Origin of the sequence: Pannonibacter anstelovis (assembly GCF_036881715.1) — a bacterium.
Classification (GTDB): Bacteria; Pseudomonadota; Alphaproteobacteria; order Rhizobiales; family Stappiaceae; genus Pannonibacter; species Pannonibacter anstelovis.
The window spans coordinates 188,079-206,906 of the sequence record NZ_JBAKBF010000008.1; the positions used below are offsets into that span (position 1 = coordinate 188,079).

18 protein-coding genes are annotated in these 18,828 nt (G+C 63.7%); 10 read left to right on the forward strand and 8 right to left on the reverse strand.

Features of this window, described 5'->3' with window-relative positions; all coding sequences use genetic code 11:
• Window positions 1-21 precede the first annotated feature (21 nt).
• Window positions 22-1,212 carry a pyridoxal-phosphate-dependent aminotransferase family protein gene (locus tag V6L75_RS14060; RefSeq protein ID WP_334252116.1) on the reverse strand — a complete coding sequence of 397 codons (1,191 nt, stop codon included), beginning with the start codon at window positions 1,210-1,212 and terminating at the stop codon, window positions 22-24.
• Between the two features lie 286 nt (window positions 1,213-1,498).
• Between V6L75_RS14060 and V6L75_RS14065 the strand changes: the two genes are divergently transcribed.
• Window positions 1,499-2,344: an N-formylglutamate amidohydrolase gene (locus V6L75_RS14065; RefSeq protein ID WP_334252117.1), complete on the forward strand. Its 846-nt coding sequence runs from the start codon at window positions 1,499-1,501 to the stop codon at window positions 2,342-2,344.
• Between the two features lie 149 nt (window positions 2,345-2,493).
• On the opposite strand, the gene V6L75_RS14070 is transcribed toward V6L75_RS14065, so the two are convergent.
• Window positions 2,494-3,702: an acyl-CoA dehydrogenase gene (locus V6L75_RS14070; RefSeq protein ID WP_334252118.1), complete on the reverse strand. Its 1,209-nt coding sequence runs from the start codon at window positions 3,700-3,702 to the stop codon at window positions 2,494-2,496.
• Window positions 3,703-3,837: 135 nt separating this feature from the next.
• On the opposite strand from V6L75_RS14070, the gene V6L75_RS14075 reads away from it, so the two are divergent.
• Window positions 3,838-4,773, forward strand: a complete 936-nt coding sequence (locus V6L75_RS14075; RefSeq protein ID WP_334252119.1) for a LysR substrate-binding domain-containing protein — start codon at window positions 3,838-3,840, stop codon at window positions 4,771-4,773.
• Between the two features lie 3 nt (window positions 4,774-4,776).
• On the opposite strand, the gene V6L75_RS14080 is transcribed toward V6L75_RS14075, so the two are convergent.
• Complete coding sequence (locus tag V6L75_RS14080) at window positions 4,777-5,688, reverse strand: DMT family transporter (RefSeq protein WP_334252120.1); 912 nt, start codon at window positions 5,686-5,688, stop codon at window positions 4,777-4,779.
• 125 nt (window positions 5,689-5,813) lie between these two features.
• Between V6L75_RS14080 and V6L75_RS14085 the strand changes: the two genes are divergently transcribed.
• The 4 genes from V6L75_RS14085 (at window position 5,814) to recQ (ending at window position 10,214) form a co-directional block, all read left to right on the forward strand.
• Window positions 5,814-6,713 carry a LysR family transcriptional regulator gene (locus tag V6L75_RS14085; protein ID WP_334252121.1) on the forward strand — a complete coding sequence of 300 codons (900 nt, stop codon included), beginning with the start codon at window positions 5,814-5,816 and terminating at the stop codon, window positions 6,711-6,713.
• Between the two features lie 66 nt (window positions 6,714-6,779).
• Window positions 6,780-7,157, forward strand: coding sequence for an MAPEG family protein (locus V6L75_RS14090; RefSeq protein WP_334252122.1), 378 nt, complete (start codon window positions 6,780-6,782; stop codon window positions 7,155-7,157).
• 164 nt (window positions 7,158-7,321) lie between these two features.
• Window positions 7,322-8,218, forward strand: coding sequence for a 1-acyl-sn-glycerol-3-phosphate acyltransferase (locus V6L75_RS14095; protein ID WP_334252123.1), 897 nt, complete (start codon window positions 7,322-7,324; stop codon window positions 8,216-8,218).
• Window positions 8,219-8,327: 109 nt separating this feature from the next.
• Entirely contained in the window at window positions 8,328-10,214 is a 1,887-nt protein-coding gene (recQ, locus tag V6L75_RS14100) for a DNA helicase RecQ (RefSeq protein WP_334252124.1), read from the forward strand.
• Between the two features lie 6 nt (window positions 10,215-10,220).
• On the opposite strand, the gene V6L75_RS14105 is transcribed toward recQ, so the two are convergent.
• Together V6L75_RS14105 and gloB are read right to left on the reverse strand one after the other, a co-directional pair.
• Window positions 10,221-10,664 carry a cupin domain-containing protein gene (locus tag V6L75_RS14105; RefSeq protein WP_334252125.1) on the reverse strand — a complete coding sequence of 148 codons (444 nt, stop codon included), beginning with the start codon at window positions 10,662-10,664 and terminating at the stop codon, window positions 10,221-10,223.
• Window positions 10,665-10,667: 3 nt separating this feature from the next.
• A complete protein-coding gene (gloB, locus tag V6L75_RS14110; protein ID WP_163001455.1) occupies window positions 10,668-11,441 on the reverse strand; it encodes a hydroxyacylglutathione hydrolase in 774 nt (257 codons plus the stop codon).
• A gap of 135 nt (window positions 11,442-11,576) precedes the next feature.
• On the opposite strand from gloB, the gene V6L75_RS14115 reads away from it, so the two are divergent.
• A complete protein-coding gene (locus tag V6L75_RS14115; RefSeq protein WP_334252126.1) occupies window positions 11,577-12,359 on the forward strand; it encodes a class I SAM-dependent methyltransferase in 783 nt (260 codons plus the stop codon).
• Window positions 12,360-12,362: 3 nt separating this feature from the next.
• On the opposite strand, the gene metW is transcribed toward V6L75_RS14115, so the two are convergent.
• Both metW and metX read right to left on the reverse strand, forming a co-directional pair.
• Complete coding sequence (gene metW, locus V6L75_RS14120; protein ID WP_334252127.1) at window positions 12,363-12,995, reverse strand: methionine biosynthesis protein MetW; 633 nt, start codon at window positions 12,993-12,995, stop codon at window positions 12,363-12,365.
• Between the two features lies 1 nt (window position 12,996).
• On the reverse strand, window positions 12,997-14,247 hold the full coding sequence (gene metX / locus V6L75_RS14125) for a homoserine O-acetyltransferase MetX (RefSeq protein ID WP_334252128.1): 1,251 nt from the start codon (window positions 14,245-14,247) through the stop codon (window positions 12,997-12,999).
• A 248-nt stretch (window positions 14,248-14,495) separates the two neighbouring features.
• On the opposite strand from metX, the gene pheA reads away from it, so the two are divergent.
• From pheA to V6L75_RS14140, 3 genes are all read left to right on the forward strand, one after another.
• On the forward strand, window positions 14,496-15,365 hold the full coding sequence (pheA, locus tag V6L75_RS14130; RefSeq protein WP_334252129.1) for a chorismate mutase: 870 nt from the start codon (window positions 14,496-14,498) through the stop codon (window positions 15,363-15,365).
• Window positions 15,366-15,428: 63 nt separating this feature from the next.
• Complete coding sequence (hisC, locus tag V6L75_RS14135) at window positions 15,429-16,535, forward strand: histidinol-phosphate transaminase (protein WP_334252130.1); 1,107 nt, start codon at window positions 15,429-15,431, stop codon at window positions 16,533-16,535.
• A 77-nt stretch (window positions 16,536-16,612) separates the two neighbouring features.
• Complete coding sequence (locus tag V6L75_RS14140) at window positions 16,613-17,548, forward strand: prephenate/arogenate dehydrogenase family protein (RefSeq protein WP_334252131.1); 936 nt, start codon at window positions 16,613-16,615, stop codon at window positions 17,546-17,548.
• Window positions 17,549-17,554: 6 nt separating this feature from the next.
• Here V6L75_RS14140 and V6L75_RS14145 read toward each other — a convergent pair whose 3' ends face one another.
• Window positions 17,555-18,745, reverse strand: a complete 1,191-nt coding sequence (locus V6L75_RS14145; RefSeq protein WP_334252132.1) for a hypothetical protein — start codon at window positions 18,743-18,745, stop codon at window positions 17,555-17,557.
• Window positions 18,746-18,828 lie beyond the last annotated feature (83 nt).

Genomic DNA, 18,828 nt, shown 5'->3' on the forward strand with positions numbered 1-18,828 from the left:
AGCTTACGGAGATGAAACAGATCAGTTTCCGCCCAGCGCCCTGTCCATCACGGCAATGGCCGCATCCACACCGCCGCTTTCATGCGGGATGCCGAGACGCCGCAGCCCAAGTTCCATGGCGGAAAGCGTGCCCAGAACCATCGCCGCATTGACATGACCCATGTGGCCAATGCGAATGCCCTTGCCGGCCAGGTCGCCAATGGCGATGCCGATGGTGATACCGCAGACATCCTTGACGAAGCTGCGCAGCGGTGCCGGATCAACGCCGTTGAAGCAGATCACCGACACACTGTCGGACCGCTCTTCCGGCTTGAGGATGTTCATCTCCAGCGTGCCCTTGCGGCCCCAGACCTCGACAGCAGCCCGCACGGCCTCTGCCAGAATCGCGTGACGCCGCCAGACACCTTCCAGCGTCTCCTCCTCGATCAGCTCCAGCGATTTCTGGAAGGCAAAGAGAAGATGCTCTGGCGGCGTGCCGCAATATTTCATGTAGTGCTCCGGACCGTCGCGGAAGGTCCAGTCCATATAGGCATTGCGCAGCCCTGCCGTCTTGTGGGCGGTCAGCGCTTTCTGTCCAGCCACCACGAAGGCAAGGCCCGGAGGCGACATCAGCCCCTTCTGCGAACCTGCCATGGCGACATCCACGCCCCAGGCCTCCATCTCAAACGGCACGCAGCCGAGCGAGGCCATGCAGTCTACCATCAGCAGGGCGCCATGGCCGCTGGCGTTCATGGCCTTGCGCAGGGCCGGAATATCGTTGAGCACACCGGAGGCCGTGTCCACCTGCACCACCAGAACGGCCTTGATTGCGCCTTCCGTATCGGCCTTCAGCCGCGCTTCCAGCGCCGCCGGATCCACCGCCTTGCGCCAGTGGCCGGGCAGGATTTCCACCTCGATGCCGATCAGCTCTGCCGCCTCGCCCCAGCCGATGGCAAAGCGCCCCGATTCGAGCACCAGCACCTTGTCGCCGCGCGACAGGGTGTTGGACAGCGCCGCATCCCAGGTGCCGTGCCCATTGGCGATGTAGATATAGGGCTTGCCAGTCGTGGATCGGAAAACACGCGAGATGCCCTTGAGGCAGTCATCCGTCGTCTGCAGCAGCGGGCCTTCATAGATATCGACAGCCGGGCGGTGCATGGCCCTCAGAACTTCGTCCGGCACGTTTGTCGGACCCGGGATCATGAGGAATTCCTTGCCATACCGCAGCGTCATTTTTCTTTGCCTTGAAGAAATTTTCCGGAAGGTGAAGCGGGCAGAATAACTTTCCGCCCGGGGAACTCAAGCTGCATATCATCGGTCCACCAGAGGGCGGGAGAAATCATGCAGATCCGACGGGCGCCAAGTTTCTGGGGATTACGCTGCGGGAAATCAAGCTCGCCTGCGACGGTTTGCGGCAGACGTGGCAAAAGTTAAAAAAAGCTTAAAATAAATACCCTTGTCCGCAGTGCCTCGCGCATCGCGGCCCAGTGGTGACCCCATCCCGGCAGGCCCTTCATCCATGATTGCCGTAAAGGAACATTCTGCGCCGCTGATCCTCTGCATTGGCCACTCCGGCCTGCGGATCCCGCCTTCTATCGACAAGCGCCTGTCCGCAACGGGGCGGCTGCAGGCCGACGCCTCCTGGCACATGGACCAGCTGGTGGATTTTGCCGAAGACATTCAGGCGACGGTGATATCAACCCCCATTTCCCGCCTGGTCGTGGATGTGGACGGTGACCCGGCCAGCTTTGGCCGCCCGTTCGAGGATGGCGCACTGTCCATCTGCCCTGTGCTTACACTGGACGGCAAGCGGGTCTATTTGCCTGACGAAGATCCGGGCCGCTTCGAGATGGACGAGCGGCGGCGGCTCTATCATGCCCCGTTCCACGACGCGCTGAGTGCCCAGATCCGGCGGCTGCGCGCCATACATGGCCGCATCACGGTGATCAGCCTGCAATCCATGCGCAGCCGCATCAAGGGGCGTTATCCGGGCGATCTGCCGCTGGTCAACATCGGCACCCTCCATGGCCGCAGCTGCCACGAGGATGTGGCCAGCCTCAGCATGACCATGCTGCATGACTTCACCGACAAGACCTTTTCGGAAAATGATGCGGTAAGCGGCGGCTATATCGCCCAGACTTATGGCAACCCCTCAGGCGGCGTGCATGTGCTCACGCTGGCGCTGGCGCTCAGGTCCTATATCCGCCACGAAAATCCGCCCTTCGAGATGGACAGGGAACGGGTGCGCCAGAGCCGCCTTGCCCTGCGCAATTTCTGCCAGAAGCTGATCGAATGGGCCAATGGCAAGCGCAAGGCCCCAGCCCGCGTGCTGCTGGACCATCTGCCGGACCTGCTGGAAGACTGAAAACAGCCAGTCACAACTGTTGCTGTGAAACGGCTTCCGGCCGGAGCAGCCGGGCCTCAGGTGGTGGGGACCTGAACACCGGGCCGTCCGGCCGGAATAGGGAAAGCGGCACGGATGGCGCCGCAATCTCAATGACCTGATGGCAATCTTCAGAAGAAAGCCTGAAGACCGGTCTGGGCGCGGCCCAGGATGAGGGCATGCACATCATGCGTGCCTTCATAGGTATTGACGGTTTCCAGGTTCTGCGCGTGACGCATCACGTGATATTCTTCCTGAATGCCGTTGCCGCCGTGCATGTCGCGGGCCTGACGGGCTATATCCAGCGCCTTGCCGCAATTGTTGCGCTTGACGATGGAGATCATTTCCGGTGCCACCTTGCCCTCGTCGAACAGGCGGCCGACGCGCAGCGAACCCTGCAGGCCGAGCGCGATTTCCGTCTGCATGTCAGCCAGCTTCTTCTGGAACAGCTGCGTCTGGGCCAGCGGACGGCCGAACTGCTTGCGGTCGAGGCCATACTGGCGGGCACGGTGCCAGCAGTCTTCGGCGGCGCCCATGGCACCCCAGGAAATGCCGTAGCGGGCGCGGTTGAGGCAGCCGAACGGACCCTTGAGGCCGGAAACATTCGGCAGCAGCGCGTCTTCGGAGACTTCCACACCGTCCATGACGATTTCGCCGGTAATGGACGCACGCAGGGAAAGCTTGCCGCCAATCTTCGGAGCAGACAGCCCCTTCATGCCCTTCTCCAGCACAAAGCCGCGGATGGCTCCGTCATGGGCTTCGGACTTGGCCCAGACCACAAACACATCGGCGATCGGCGAGTTGGAGATCCACATCTTGGAGCCCTTGAGCCGGTAGCCGCCGTCGATCTTCTCGGCGCGGGTGCGCATGCCGGCCGGATCGGAGCCTGCATCCGGCTCGGTCAGGCCGAAGCAGCCGACGAACTCGCCCGAGGCGAGCTTGGGCAGATACTTCTTGCGCTGTTCTTCGGAGCCGTAGGCATAGATCGGATACATCACCAGCGAGGACTGCACCGAGTTCATCGAGCGGTAGCCGCTGTCAACGCGCTCGATTTCGCGGGCAACGAGGCCATAGGAAACGTAGGATGCACCGGCACAGCCGTATTCTTCCGGCAGGGTGACGCCGAGCAGGCCAAGCTCACCCATTTCGTTGAAGATCTCGCGGTCGGTCTTCTCGTGGGCATAGGCTTCAAGCACGCGCGGCAGCAGCTTGTCCTGCGCATAGGCGCGGGCGGTTTCCATGATGAGGATCTCGTCCTCGCTCAGCTGCTCGCGCAGCAGGAAGGGATCTTCCCAGGCAAAGGTGCCGCCACCGGTGGGATCGGACTTGAGAGCTGCCATCACATTCCTCCGTCTCATGTATCAAGTCTCAGCGCCACACCCCCATGTGAGGCAAACGCTGGAATTGCGCGGACTATGCCTGCTGACAGCAGGTACGGGAAGAGATAAGTTCTCCGCAAGTCATGAGCCAACGGAATGAACCTGATGGTCAAACGCGCCTTTCTGCCGCCCGCAGATGCCCTGATCGCCTTCGAGTGCGCGGCCAGGCATGAAAGCTTCACCCGCGCAGCGGAGGAGCTTCACCTGACACAGGGCGCGATTTCCAAGCAGATCCGCCATCTGGAGCAGAGGCTGGGCGTGCCGCTGTTTGCCCGCGTTCGCCAGCGCGTGGTGCTGACCGATGCCGGGCGGCTTTACCTGCATGAGGTGCGCGGTGCGCTGGACCAATTGGGCGATGCCACACGGCAGGTCATGTCCTTTGCCGGCAGTGCCGATGTGCTCAATCTGGCGGTTCTGCCCACTTTCGGCACCCGCTGGCTCGCCCCCCGACTTGCCGAGTTCCTGCGGCGGACGCCGAAAGCTGCGCTCAACATCTCCATCCGCCTGCGGCCCTTCGATTTTGCCGAGGAGCCCTTTGACGGCGCGATCCACCATGGCGACCCGATCTGGGCAGGCGCCATTGTGGAGCCGCTGTTCCCGGAGGAGTCTGTGGTCGTGGCCTCGCGCACGTTCCGCGACCGGCACATGATCAGCGAGCCGCGTGACCTGCTGAAGGTGCCCCGCCTGCAGCTCTCCACGCGGCCCATGGCCTGGCGCGACTGGTTCGCCGCCATGGGGGTGGAGACGGAAACAGCCTATCAGGGCCCGCGCTTCGAGCAGTTCGGCATGATCGCGGAAGCTGCCGCACATCACCTCGGCGTTGCGCTGATGCCCCGGCTTTTCATCGACGAGGAACTGGCAAGCGGCCGTCTGGTGCGCCTGTTCGGTCAGCCGCTGGACCAGAAGACCGCCTATCACTTCGTCTATCCGCAGGACCGGACCCTGCGCCCGGTGGTCGCAGCTTTCCGCGCCTGGCTGCACGAGGAAGCCCGCACCTCCCGCACCAGCCGCGAAAGCCAGCTTCCGGGCTAAGCCCTAAACCTGCCGGCTGACGGGGCTCGCAAGACTGGCAGGCGGACGCCGCTGGGCCAGCTGCCCGGCGTGCTGGCCCACCAGAATGCTGCCCAGCACCAGCACCATACCGGCAATCTGCACCGCACTCAGGGTCTGGTCCAGAATGGCCCAGCCGAGGATCACCGCCATCAGCGGGCTGAGCAGGCCCAGCGGCGCGATTGCCGAAGGACCGAGCAGACCGATGCCCCGGAACCACAGAAGATAGGTCAGGCCTGCGCCAATGAAGGTCATGTAGGCAAAGCCCGCAATGTTCCAGCCCGTCAGCGGTGGCAGGGCCGGTTCCGTGATGAGCGCGGCAGGAGCCAGCAGGAGGGCACCGGCAGCCAGCTGCCAGGCGGTCAGGGTGAGCGGGCTCACTTCCGGCTTCCAGTAGCGGGTCATCACCGTGCCCAGCGCCATGGAGACAGCACCGGCCCCTGCTGCCAGAAGGCCGATGGGATCAAGCGCCGCCGTGGGCTTCAGCATCAGCATGCCGACGCCGATGACACCGGCAACACCCGCCAGAACGGCCAGCCAGGTCAGCCGCCCGTTGAGCAGGAAGCGCGCCAGCACCAGCACGATAAGCGGCTGCATTGCCCCCAGTGTCGCCGCCACACCGCCCGGCAGGCGGTAGGCCCCCACATTCATCAAGGTCCAGAAGATGGAGAAGTTGAGCGCCCCCAGCACCAGCACCCGGAAGATCCAGCGCCCGCGCGGCAGCTGGCGGACGATCAGCAGCAGAAGAAGAGCTGCAGGCAGTGCCCTGAGGAGCGCCAGCGTCAGTGGCCGGTCCGGCGGCAGCATCTCGGTGATGACGATGTAGCTGCTGCCCCAGATGGCAGGTGCAAGCGCGGTGAGGAGCAGCGTCATATGGGCGTTCAGGCGGGAATTCATGTCAGATCCAGTGCAATGCGGCCCGGCCTCAGGTGGCTGCCGCTGGAGATCAGTGATAATTCACGAGGCAAAAGATGATAATACGCAACTTGAGACACTCATCCGTAACGTGAAGTGAACAATTGATGGACGGCATTCTCCGGCTCCGCCTGTTTCGCAGCATCGCCACGCTCGGCAGCTTTGCCGCTGCAGCCCGCAGCCACAGCCTGTCTCCGGCCGCCGTCAGCAAGGCCATTTCAGAGCTGGAGAGCGATCTTGGCGCCAGGCTCTTTCACCGCACCACCCGCCGCCTCAGTCTGACGGAAGCGGGCACGCTTTATCTCGACCAGATCCGCCGGGTTCTGGACGATCTGGAAGAGGCGCAGCAGTCTGTTGGCAACCTCAGCTCAGAGCCTTCCGGGCTGTTGCGAGTGAGCGCACCCATGACGTCCAGCCTTGTCCTTATCACCAGCCGTATCCCTGAGTTTCTGGCGCGCTATCCGGCGGTCTCCCTCGACCTTGATCTCGACGACCGGCGCGTGGACCTTGTCCGGGACGGTTTCGACATGGCCCTGCGCGGCGGACGCCGGGATGAGGACCGGGACCTGATCGTCAAGAAGCTCGGCACGCTGAAACACGCTCTCTGCGCGTCGCCTGCCTATCTGGCACGCGCCGGCACGCCTCAAGAGCCAGCAGATCTTGCCCGGCATGAGTGCATCCGCTTCACCTTGTCCGGCCACGCGGACGAATGGACCTTCTTCCGCAATGGCAAGGAGCACCGGCAGCGGGTGAGCGGGCGCTACAAGGTCTCTTCAAGCCTTGCCGTCATGGATGCCCTGCGCGCAAGCTTTGGCCTCAGCCTCATTCCGCAGGCCTATGTGGCAACGGATCTGGCAGCGGGAACGCTTGTCCGGCTGCTGCCGGAATGGGATATGAGCGAGGTGACGATCAACGCCGTCTACCCCTCGCGCCGCCACGTGCCGGCAAAGGTCAGGGCCTTTGCCGGTTTCATCGCCGATGTACTGCGTGGCACATTGAGAGATTGACCGGGCAGCACAAAACGTTACCTCTCCACATGCAAACTTAAGCAACCACCCAAAAGGATCATCACCATGCCAGTTGCAATCTGGTGCGTGCTCGTTGCCGCCTTCCTGCCCATCCTGTCGGTGGTCCCCGCCAAACTCACCAGAGACTTCAGCAACGCCCGCCCGCGCGATCCGGCCTTCTGGGCCGAGGGCTTCAGGGCACGTGCGCAAGGGGCACAAGCCAATGGCTTCGAGGCCTTTCCGCTGTTTGCCGCCGCCGTGCTCGTGGCTTTTCAGCAGGGCGGCGACCCGTTCTGGATCGATGTCCTGGCCGCCGCCTTCATCGGACTGCGCGGTCTTTACATACTCTGCTACTGGGCGGACAAGGCCACCCTGCGGTCGCTGGTTTGGATTGCAGCAACAGGCTGTGCGGTTGCGATTTTCACCAGTCCCGTCTGGAGCTGATTGGAGGACCAGGGCCGGCTGCGACAAAAATGCCTGTTTTGTGACAGACTACCGTCACAAGGCTCTGCAAGGCTGACCGCTCATGGCCATTGCAGGTTGCCGTCTGGATCTGTAACCATCAGGCTGTCAATGGGCTGTTTTCGCCCGTCTTGAGGATTGTGCACGTGCCGCGTTTCCAGCATCCTGATTCGGCCCTTCTGACACAGAGCCACACGGGAGAGGCGGAAGATCCGTCGCGCCATATTGTGGATGTGCTGATCGCCGAACGCGGCAAGCACGTGATGGCTGCTCCCTGGTGGCCGCTGTTCCGGCCCATAGCCTACCGCATGCTGCGCTATTTCGATGCGCTGGAGATGGCCGACGCCATTTCCAACCTTCCTGCGGAAGAAGTCTTCGCACACCTGTCCAGTCTGTTGCAGCTGAAGCTGACCGTGAAGGGCTTGGAGCGCATCCCGGCAAAAGGCCCCTGCATCCTCGTATCGAACCACCCGACAGGAATAGCCGACGGTGTCGCACTTTATGATGCGGTGAAGAACCGGCGCCGGGACATTTCCATCTTCGCCAACCGGGATGCGGTACGGGTCAATCCGCGCCTGGCCGACATGATCGTGCCGGTGGAATGGCGGGCCGACTTCAAGACCCGTGAGAAAACACGCGAGACCCTTCGAAACGCGGCTTCAGCCTTTGAACGCAACCGCGCCGTGGTGCTGTTCCCGTCGGGCCGCCTTGCCTACATGAACGAGGGCAGGCTGACCGAGCGGCCATGGATGACCTCGGCACTGGCTCTTGCCCGCCGCCATCAAGTGCCGGTCGTCCCGATCCACATGGGCGCGCGCAACTCCCGCCTGTTCTATTTCCTCGCAAAGGTCTCGATCGAACTGCGCGACATGACCGTCTTCAACGAGCTTCTGAACAAGAAGCACGCCCACTTCCGCTTCCACGTGGGCGAGCCACTGGCACCCGGCCAGCTGGACGGCGACCTTGCCGAAGTCACCAACCAGCTCCGCATCCACTGCGCCGAAATCCTGGCGCAGGATCCGGATGCGCGGTTTGGCCTCTGAAGCCCCTCCCGCTGCAAAAACTCGCGGTCTTGCACAGGTCATCCACAGGCTGTCATTGCCCGGGGCGGGCGAATAGGGGATGGTGCGGCGACGAAGGAATCACCTGTTCATGCCGCAAGCACAGCCTCGTCTCGCCGGGACAGAGTATACAGCACCGCCTGAGGGCACTGCCACGCCCGCAGCGAAGGATCCTGCGCAGGTTCTGGCAGATGTGTTCGGCTATCCCAGTTTCCGCGGACGCCAGCGCGAGGTGGTGGACACGCTGATCGCCGGGGGCGATGCGGTGGTGCTGTTCCCCACGGGCGCAGGCAAATCCATGTGCTTCCAGATCCCCGCTCTTTGCCGCCCCGGAACGGGTGTGGTGATCTCGCCGCTGATTGCACTGATGAAGGACCAGGTGGGTGCGCTGACGGGTGCGGGCGTGCGCGCTGCCGCGCTCAATTCCTCCGTTCCTGCGGAAGAGCAGGCGCGCATTGCCGCAGATCTGCGCAACGGCACGCTGGATTTTCTCTATGTGACGCCCGAACGGGTGGCGACGGCCGGTTTCTCCCGCTTGCTGGATGGGGCGGCCATCTCGCTCTTTGCCATCGACGAGGCCCATTGCGTCAGCCAGTGGGGGCATGATTTCCGGCCCGAATATCTGCAGCTCGCAAGCCTTGCGGAACGCTATCCCGGCGTGCCGCGTGTGGCACTGACCGCCACGGCCGATCCGCATACGCAGGAGGACATCCGCGTCCGGTTGAAGCTGGAGACGGCGCAGGTCTTCACCACCTCCTTCGACCGGCCCAACATCCGCTACGAGATTGTCGAGCGGGTGAACCAGCGCCAGCAGCTTCTTGATTTCCTCAAGCGCCACAAGGGCGAGAGCGGCATCGTCTACTGCCTGTCCCGCGCCAAGGTGGAAGATATCGCAGGCTGGCTGAACGAAAAGGGCATCCGCGCCCTGCCCTATCACGCGGGGCTCGACCGGGAAATCCGAGAGGCCAATCAGGACGCCTTCCTGCTGGAGGAAAACCTCGTTCTGGTGGCGACTGTCGCTTTCGGCATGGGCATCGACAAGCCGGACGTGCGTTTCGTCGCCCACCTCGATCTGCCGTCTTCCGTCGAAGCCTACTATCAGGAAACCGGCCGTGCGGGCCGCGATGGCGCACCGGCCGAGGCCTGGATGGCCTATGGCATGGCCGACATGGTGCAGCGCCGCCGCATGATTGCCGAAGGCGAAGCGCCGGAAGAGGTGAAGCGGGCGGAAACCGCCAAGCTCAACGCCCTTGTCGGCATCTGCGAGACTGCCGGATGCCGCCGTCAGGCGCTGCTGGCTCATTTCGGCGAGACCTATCCCAAGCCTTGCGGCAACTGCGACACCTGCCTGTCTCCGGTGGAAACCTGGGACGGAACGGAAGCTGCCGCCAAATTCCTCTCAGCCATCTACCGCACCGGCCAGCGCTTTGGCGCGGGCCATGTGATCGACGTGCTTCTGGGCAAGGAAAACGACAAGATCGCCCGCTTCGGCCACGACAAGCTGTCGGTCTATGGCATCGGCAAGGAGCTTTCGCCCAAGACCTGGCAGTCGGTGGCACGCCAGCTTGTTGCCATGGGCCTTGTTGGTGTCGATCATGCCAACTACGGCGCGCTGGTGCTGACGGACGAATGCCGCGCCGTGTTCCGCAACGAGCGCAAGGTGCTGCTGCGCCGTGACCGCGCCGCCGCCAGCCTCAAGGCTTCGCGCGGAGAGCGGTCGGCCAGCCTTGCAGATGATCTTGATCCGGAAGACCGGCTGCTGTTCGAGCGCCTGCGCCGCCTGCGCACCCAGATAGCCCGGGAAAACGAAGTGCCGCCCTATGTGGTGTTCCCGGATGCAACGCTTGCCGGTATCGCCATCGCCCGGCCCGTGACCTCCCACGCCCTGCTCGCTGTCTCCGGCGTCGGCCAGTCGAAGCTCGACCGCTACGGATCGCAGATCATCGATCTGGTCGAGGCCTTTGAAGCGGGCGTGTGAGGCGCTTCACCCCTTCGGCTGCCAGCCTTCCGGGGCCATTTCGAAGCCGTCAAAGGTGAAGCCGGGGGCAACCGTGCAGCCCACAAGCGTGAAATCGCCGAGGCTTTGGGCCTGCTGCCAGGCCTGGCGCGGCACCACCGCCTGCGGGCGCTGTCCGGCGGCCAGATCGGACCCAAGGGTCACAAGCTCAACCGGCCCTTCTGCGTCACTGATCAAGAGCTCCAGCGGCGCGCCGCCGTACCAGTGCCACACCTCCACCGCATCCACCTTGTGCCAGCGCGACAGAACGCCCTCCGGCAGCAGGAAGTAGATCGCCGTCGAGGCCGCACGGCCCGATGCATCGCAGACCGGATCGCGGAAGGTCTCGGCGTAGTAGCCGCCCTCTGGATGCGGCTGCATGCCCAGCGTTTCGATGATTTCGGCGGCGGTGAATCCGGTCAGCGGTCTCATGGCTCAGAACCTGTCCTTGCGTCCCCGCAGTTCTGCGAAGACTTCGGCAGGGCTGGCCCCTGCCATGCCGAGGGCTGCGGCAAGCGCCGGATCACCCGCCCGCAGGAACGGATTGGTGGCCCGCTCCCGCCCCATCGTGGTTGGCAGGGTGGCCATATGCTCCGCCCGCAGCCGCTCCACCTCTGCTACCCTTTCCTTGAGCGCAGCGTTATCCGGATCAACACTCAGCGCGAAACGGGCATTGGACAGAGTATACTCGTGGCCGCAGTAGACAACCGCATCGTCCGGCAGGCGGCGGTTCAGCTTGTCGAGCGAGGCCCACATCATTTCCATGTCCCCCTCGAAGACACGCCCGCATCCCAGCGAGAACAGGGTGTCACCCGTATGAATGACGCCCGCCTGCTCGAACCACCAGGAAATCTGGTCGAGCGTATGACCGGGCGTCGAGATGGCCTCCACCTTCAGCTCGGCAATGTGGAAGATGTCGCCATCTTCCACCACTTCATCGAGGCCTGAAATCTTGTCCCGCGACAGGCCCGGGCCGATCACCCGAGCGCCCGTGGCTTCCTTCAGGGGCACCAGTCCCTGCACGTGATCCCAGTGATGGTGGGTGATGAGAATATGGGTGAGACGCCAGCCGGTTTCGGCCAGTTCCGCCAGATAGGGCGCGGCATCCGGCACATCGATGGCAATCACCGATCCGCTCTCCGGATCACGTGCCAGCACACCGTAATTGTCGGACAGGCAGGGAAACTGCCTGATCTGAAGCCGCGCCATTCTGTCTCTCCCGTTGATGAATCCGGCCCGCACAGTCGCAAATGCCGCATTGCGGAGCAAGCCTGTTCCGGTCATCAGGTCTTGCGTCTTGCGGCAAGGCAAGGTTCAATCGCGCCGAATTGAACCGGGCAGGCCATGTATCTCGACGTCGGCGATCTCAGAACCTTTTATGACCTGCCGCTCGGCCGCCTTCTGCGCAGCCTGATAGGGGCACGGGTGCGCTCACTCTGGCCCAGCGCCAGAGGGGAAAGCCTGCTCGGCATCGGCTATGCGGGCCCGTTCCTGCGCCCCTACATGGATGAAGCAGAGCGCTGTGTTGCGGCCATGCCTGCGGCGCAGGGTGTCGTGCACTGGCCACGCGAGCGGGCCAATGCCTCGGTTCTGGTGGAAGCAGACCAGCTGCCTTTCTGCGACAGCTTCTTTCAGCGCGCCATCATGGTTCATGCGCTGGATATGGCGGGAGACCCTGCCGCCCTGCTGCGAGAGGCCTGGCGCGTGCTCGTGCCCGGCGGCAAGCTGATCGTCATCGTGCCAAACAGGCGCGGCGTCTGGGCACGGGCGGAAACCTCGCCCTTCGGTTATGGCCGCCCATTCTCCAAGAGCCAGATCCAGGCGCTGCTGCAGAGCTGCCAGTTCGACGTGATCTCGAAGGAGGAAACGCTCTATATCCCGCCGGTGAAGTCGAAGGTTATCCTGCGCTCGGCCCGCACCTGGGAAACCGTGGGCCGCGCCCTCTGGCCGGCCTTTGCCGGACTGCTGGTGATCGAGGCGCAGAAGCGGCTCTACAAGCCCGCTCAGGCCGATGGCGGCAAGCGCAGCGTGCTGAGGGTTCTCAGGCCCGTCTTCGTGCCGGAGGCCGGCGTTACCCCCGGCCTCAACCCGCACCGGCGGGACAAACCAGGCCCGCGCCGCCGGTGAAGGTTAGCGGCGCAGCAGGAACACCGCCTGCTCGCCCGCCAGATTCCACAGCCACCAGGGCGCATTGAAGCTGATGCGCGACCCTTGCCCGTTGAGCGCCACGGCCTTGACCACCGTTGCATCCATCTCGTCCACCAGAGCGACAAAATCGCGGATGGAACAGAAATGGATATTGGGCGTGTCATACCACTGGTAGGACAGATATTTGGTCACCGGCATCCGTCCGCGCAGCAGAAGCTGCATGCGGTTGCGCCAATAGGCGAAATTCGGGATCGAGACGATCACCTGCCCGCCGATGCGCAGCAGCTGCTCCATCACGCCCTTCGGATCGCGGGTGGCCTGCAGTGTCTGGCTGAGGATCACCACATCAAAGGCATTGTCCGGATAGTCGGCAAGATCCGTGTCGGCATCGCCCTGCACCACGGAAAGCCCGCGTGCCACGGCCTTGTTGACCCCGCCCTGCGACAGCTCCATGCCGCGCCCGTCAACGCGCCGCCGCTCGGCCAGAAGCTGCAGCAGTGCCCCGTCTTCACAGCCCACGTCCAGCACTCGTGCCCCCTCGGGCACAAGATCGCACATGACGAGATGATCGCCGCGCGGCTGGGTCAAAGTTCCGCCTGTGTAGCCGTTTGCCATCTTACGCCCCTCCCGGTCCGGCGATGCCACGTGCGGCTGCTGCCCCCGTGAGGAAGCCGCGCACAGTGCGGAACATTTCCGGCTCATCCAGCAGGAAGGCATCGTGGCCGCGGTCGCTGTCGATCTCCACGAAGGAGACGTTGGCCGCCGCAGCATTCAGCGCCCGCACCACCGCCTTGCTTTCCGATGTCGGGAACAGCCAGTCCGAAGTGAAGGACATGACGCAGAAGCGCGTCGGCGTGTGCAGGAAGGCCTTGCTCAGGACCCCGTCATGCTCCGCTGCCAGATCGAAATAGTCCATCGCCCTTGTCACATACAGATAGGAATTGGCATCGAACCGGTCGACAAAGGTCATGCCCTGATGGCGCAGGTAGCTTTCGATCTGGAAGTCGGCATCGAAGCCGAAGGTCAGCGCTTCCCGGTCCTGAAGGTTGCGGCCGAATTTCTGATGCAGGGACATATCGGACATGTAGGTGATATGCGCAGCCATGCGGGCCACCGCCAGCCCCTTGCTGGGGCGGGTGCCATCGGCAAGATAACTGCCGCCGCGCCAGTCGGGATCGGCCATCACAGCCTGACGGCCCACCTCGTGGAAGGCAATGTTCTGCGAGGAATGGCGGGCGCCGGTGGCAATCGGAACGGCGGAGAAGACCCGCTCCGGGAACAGCGCCGCCCATTGCAGCACCTGCATGCCGCCCATGGAGCCGCCCACCACGGCAAACAGGGTTTCGATGCCCAGATGATCCACCAGCCGGGCTTGCGCGCGCACCATGTCGCGGATGGTCACCACCGGCATGGTCAGCGCATAGGGCTGGCCCGTTTCCGGATTGGTGGAGGCCGGGCCCGTCGTACCCATGCAGCCACCCAGCACATTGGCGCAGATGACGAAGAAGCGGTCCGTATCCACCGGCTTGCCGGGGCCCACCAGCATTGTCCACCAGCCGGGCTTACCCGTCACCGGATTGCGCGAGGCGACATACTGGTCGCCGGTCAGCGCGTGACAGATGAGAATGGCGTTGCTGCGGTCCGCATTGAGCGTGCCGTAAGTCTCATAGGCGATCTGCCAGTTGGCGAGCGTGCCGCCCGCATCCAGCGGCAGCGCCTGATCCGGCCCGAAACGCAGGCACTGGCTGCTGGGCGTGTCGATTTCCCGGCGCTGTGCCTTTTCCAATTCGGCAAGGCTTGCGGAAACGGCAGCAGCACCGGCAGCTGCGCCGTCCTGCGGGATCGAAGTCTGAGGTGTATCGGTCATGCCGGACGCATCATCCCGTTTTCACTGGCCGTTTTTCTGGCCGTTCTCACGCGCCCTTTTTCCGAGAGTGACCTGCCCGGCCGGGCGGCAAAAGCCTCACTGCGGCAACAACGCGCCACCATCTTCAAGGGGTTGTTAGCTAGGGTTCGCAAGGCCGTGGTGTCAACGTTTTCTTTTGCTTTCCGCCCGCTTGCTGCCTATGACTATCGCCAAATGCGTCGCATGTTTCAGGAAGGCATTTCCCGCCCATGGCCAGTGATCAGACCCAAGGCACCGCTCTCGACAGCCTGCGCCAGCGCATCGACGTGCTCGACGCCGAGCTGCACCGCCTGCTGATGGAGCGGGTGCGTGTCATAGACGGCATCGTTGCGGCCAAGCGCGCCAGCGGCGCTGACGGCGTGATGTTCCGCCCGGACCGGGAAGCCGACATGATGCGCCGCATGGTTGAGCGCCACGAAGGCAGCCTGCCGCTGACCAGCGCCGAACATCTGTGGCGCGAGATCATCACCGCCTGCACCCGCCTTCAGGGCGAGTTCCAGGTGCATCTGGACGGATCCGCCGACATTGCCGCCATGCGCGATGCCGCGCGCTTCTACTTCGGCTTTGCCGTGGAAATGGAAACAGCAGGCGATCCGGCCGATGTGGTCGGCACGGTGGCTGCTTCCCATTCCGATCTTGGCGTCATCGCCCTGACCGAGCGGGCCGAACTGCCCTGGTGGCGCGGGCTTGGACAGGACGGAGCGCAGATCATCGCCCGCCTGCCCTTCTTCGTAGCCGAGGAGCGCCCGGCAGATCTGGCTTCGATGGTCATCAGCCGCCCCATTCCGGGCTCCGGCACGCCAGACACGGCGGTCTACGATGCCCGCTGGCGCGGCGTTCTGCCCGGCAGCCTGATGGATACGGGTCTTGAAATCCTGAGCTTCTTCCGCCATGCCGACGGCGTTGACGCCCTGCTCGCTGCCTCCGGTGACAGCAGCGAAGACGAGGTTCTGACGCTCTGCCGCGAGGCCGGAGCCGAGCCGGACGTGCTGCGCTTCGTCGGCGGCTATGCCGCTCCCATCGACATCGATGAGGGTGAGCCGGACGAGCTTGACGATTTCAGCGAAGACGCAGACTGATATCCTGCCCATCAGCCCTTTTTGAAGACAGCGGCCAAACACACGAGAGACAGAGACACTTCCATGGACAGCGCCACGAAATCCCGCCCCCAACCGCGCGCAGGCATTCTCGACATCGCCCCTTACGTGCCCGGCAAGTCCAAGGCCTCGGGCACCGGCAAGGTGCACAAGCTGTCCTCGAACGAATCTCCGCTGGGCGCCAGCGACGCAGCCAAGAAGGCCTATGCCGAAGTGGCCTCCAAGCTGGAGCTTTATCCGGACGGTGCGTCCACGGCCCTGCGGGACGCCATCGGCGAGGTGGTGGGCATCAATCCGGAGCGCATCATCTGCGGCGCCGGGTCGGATGAGATCCTGACGCTCATCGCCAACACCTATCTGGCACCCGGCGATGAGGCGATCTATTCCGAGTTCGGCTTCCTCGTCTATCCGATTGCCATCCGCGCTGCCGGTGCAACGCCCGTTGTCGCGCCGGAAAAGAACCTGACCACGGATGTGGACGCGATCCTTGCCCGCGTGACGGAAAAGACCAAGATGGTCTTCCTCGCCAACCCGAACAATCCGACCGGCACCTACATTCCCTTTGACGAAGTGCGCCGCCTGCATGCGGGCCTGCCTTCCCATGTGGTGCTGGTGCTGGACGCGGCCTATGCGGAGTATGTGCGGCGCAATGACTACGAGAGCGGCATCGAGCTGGTGGCGACCTCGAACAATGTCATCATGACGCGCACCTTCTCCAAGATCTATGGCCTGGCCAACCTGCGCCTCGGCTGGTGCTTTGGCCCGGCGGAGATGATTGACGCCATGAACCGCATCCGCGGGCCGTTCAACGTCTCGGGACCGGCGATGGCGGCCGGCATTGCCGCGATCCGCGACCGTGCCTTTGTCGAGACAGCCGTTGCCCACAACGAGACCTGGATGGCCTGGACGGCGGCAGAGATCGAGAAGCTCGGCCTCAAGACCACGCCCAGCGTCGGCAACTTCCTGCTCATCCACTTCCCGGATGAGGATGGCAAGCGCGCCGCCGATGCTGATGACTATCTGTCGGAGCATGGCCTGATCCTGCGGATGGTCGCCAATTACGGCCTGCCGGACGCACTGCGCCTGTCCATCGGCACCGAAGAAGCCAACAAGGCGGTGGTTGCGGCTCTTGCAGGTTTCATGGCGCGCTAAAGGCGCCAAGCCCCTGATGGCCCGGCCCTGCCCAAGCGGCAGCCGGGCCAAACCCATTTGAAGACACCAGACGAGACATGTCAGATCCCCATTTTCAGCGCGTTGCCCTGATCGGCATCGGCCTCATCGGCTCCTCCCTCGCCCGCGTCATCCGCGAAAAGGGCCTGGCGGAGACCATCACCATCTCGACCCGCTCGGCGCCGACGCTGGCCCGTGCGGAAGAGCTGGGGCTTGGGGACCGATACTGCCTCTCGGCAGCGGACGCGGTGAAGGATGCGGATCTGGTGATCGTCAGCGTGCCGGTCGGCGCTTCGGAAGAAGTGGCGAAAACCATCGCGCCGCATCTGAAGCCGGGCGCGATTCTGACGGACGTGGGCTCCACCAAGGGCTCGGTCGTGTCGCAGATGGCTCCGCATGTTCCCGAAGGGGTGCATTTCATCCCCGGCCACCCGATTGCGGGTACCGAACATTCCGGCCCGGATGCAGGCTTTGCCGCGCTGTTCCAGAACCGCTGGTGCATCCTCACCCCCGTGCCGGACACCGATGCAGGGGCGATTGAAAGGCTTGCCGCCTTCTGGACCGCCTGCGGCTCCAACGTCGACACCATGGACCCGCAGCACCACGACCTGGTGCTCGCCATCGTGTCGCACCTGCCGCATATCATCGCCTATAACATCGTCGGCACAGCCGATGATCTCCAGACGGTCACCAAGTCGGAAGTGATCAAGTATTCCGCTTCCGGCTTCCGCGACTTCACCCGTCTGGCTGCATCTGACCCCACCATGTGGCGCGACGTGTGCCTGCACAACAAGGATGCGATCCTTGAAATGCTGTCGCGGTTTTCGGAGGATCTGTCCGCCCTGCAGCGTGCGATCCGCTGGGGCGACGGGCAGGCCCTGTTCGACCTGTTTACCCGCACGCGCGGCATCCGCCGCTCGATCATCGAGGCCGGTCAGGAAACCCCTGCTCCGGACTTTGGCCGTCAGGCTGCAGCCCCCGGCGCAGGCGAATAATTTTCCTCAGACAGTCACATCCGTCTGCAGCACAAGGCTGACGGATGTGGAGGAAAAGCTGATGGCCGTCTGATTGATGGACACGGAAACACCGGACGTGCCTGCCGGTACGCCGGTTTCCGCGCCTTGAGACCCATTGAGCCCTGTGAAGAGATTGGCGACGCCCCCGGCGCTGCCCTCGACGCCCGGCATGCCCTGAGCCTCAAGCTGGTCCGTGCGGAACTCGTTCAGCGCTTCACGGCCCTCATCCATCTCCCGCTTTGCCGCCTCCAGCTCCTTGCGCTGCTCCTCGTCATCCTTGTCTGCAAGAGCCCCGATCTGCTCAGCAAGAAGATCGATCTGCTTTTCCAGTTCGCGCAGCTTGTCGTAATCGGCCTGCTTGCGGGCGCTGCCGTCATAGGCGCTGCCATAGGCCTTCACGGTCACCTGCGTGCTGTTGTAGGTGGCGATGGCCTCGCGCACTTCCAGAAGCAGCCGTGCAGAAGTGGATTCCGCCCCCTCTCCGGTTTCCTCTGCCCCAGACGCCTGTGGGTTTGCTCCGCCGGAAGCTGAGGCCGCAGAAGACGCCTTATCCGCCGTGGGATCAGACCCGGCCGGCAGACCCAGCAAGGCATTGGCCGTCTCGATTGCCACCTCACCTTCGGCCAGCACGGCCGACGCGGATGCATCCGAGAGGGAAGCGCTCGAGGATGACGCGGAGAGAGTGATCGAGGAACCGGCCGCTGACTGCCCGGCAGCCGCTTTGCTGCCGCCATCGGACAGGGACTGGGCAGCCAGCTTGAAATCCTGGCCCAGCTGCTTCAACTCGCGGATCAGAGCCTTGGCCTGCGCGGGGCTGGCAAACTTCAGCCGCTCCTTGAGGGCTTCGATGCGCTGCTCGATGCGGGCAATCTTGTCGGCACGCTGATCATCCTTGGCCTTGGCAACCGCATCTTCCAGCGAATTGCCCAGCTGCAGCAAGCCTTCGACATCCTCAAGAAAATCTTCCGAAAACTCGCCAAGAACGCCGTCCCGGGCAATCGACAGAAGCTTTGCGTCCTGCTTGTCGAGACGGCCCTGCGCCACATTGCTGGACGTCCCGCTCCTTTGCTCCATGATCGTCGTGGACTGAGGCCGGGTTTGCGGCTTGGACTGTGTCTGCGCACGCTGGGTCTGAGTGGCCAATGGGCTAGGAGAGGCAGCAAGCGGTGACAGCATGGCAATTTCTCCTTTCCAAACCGGCACGCATCTCCTCGCAACACCGGCCTGCCGGCAATTGATATGCGGTTTAGCGGCCCCAG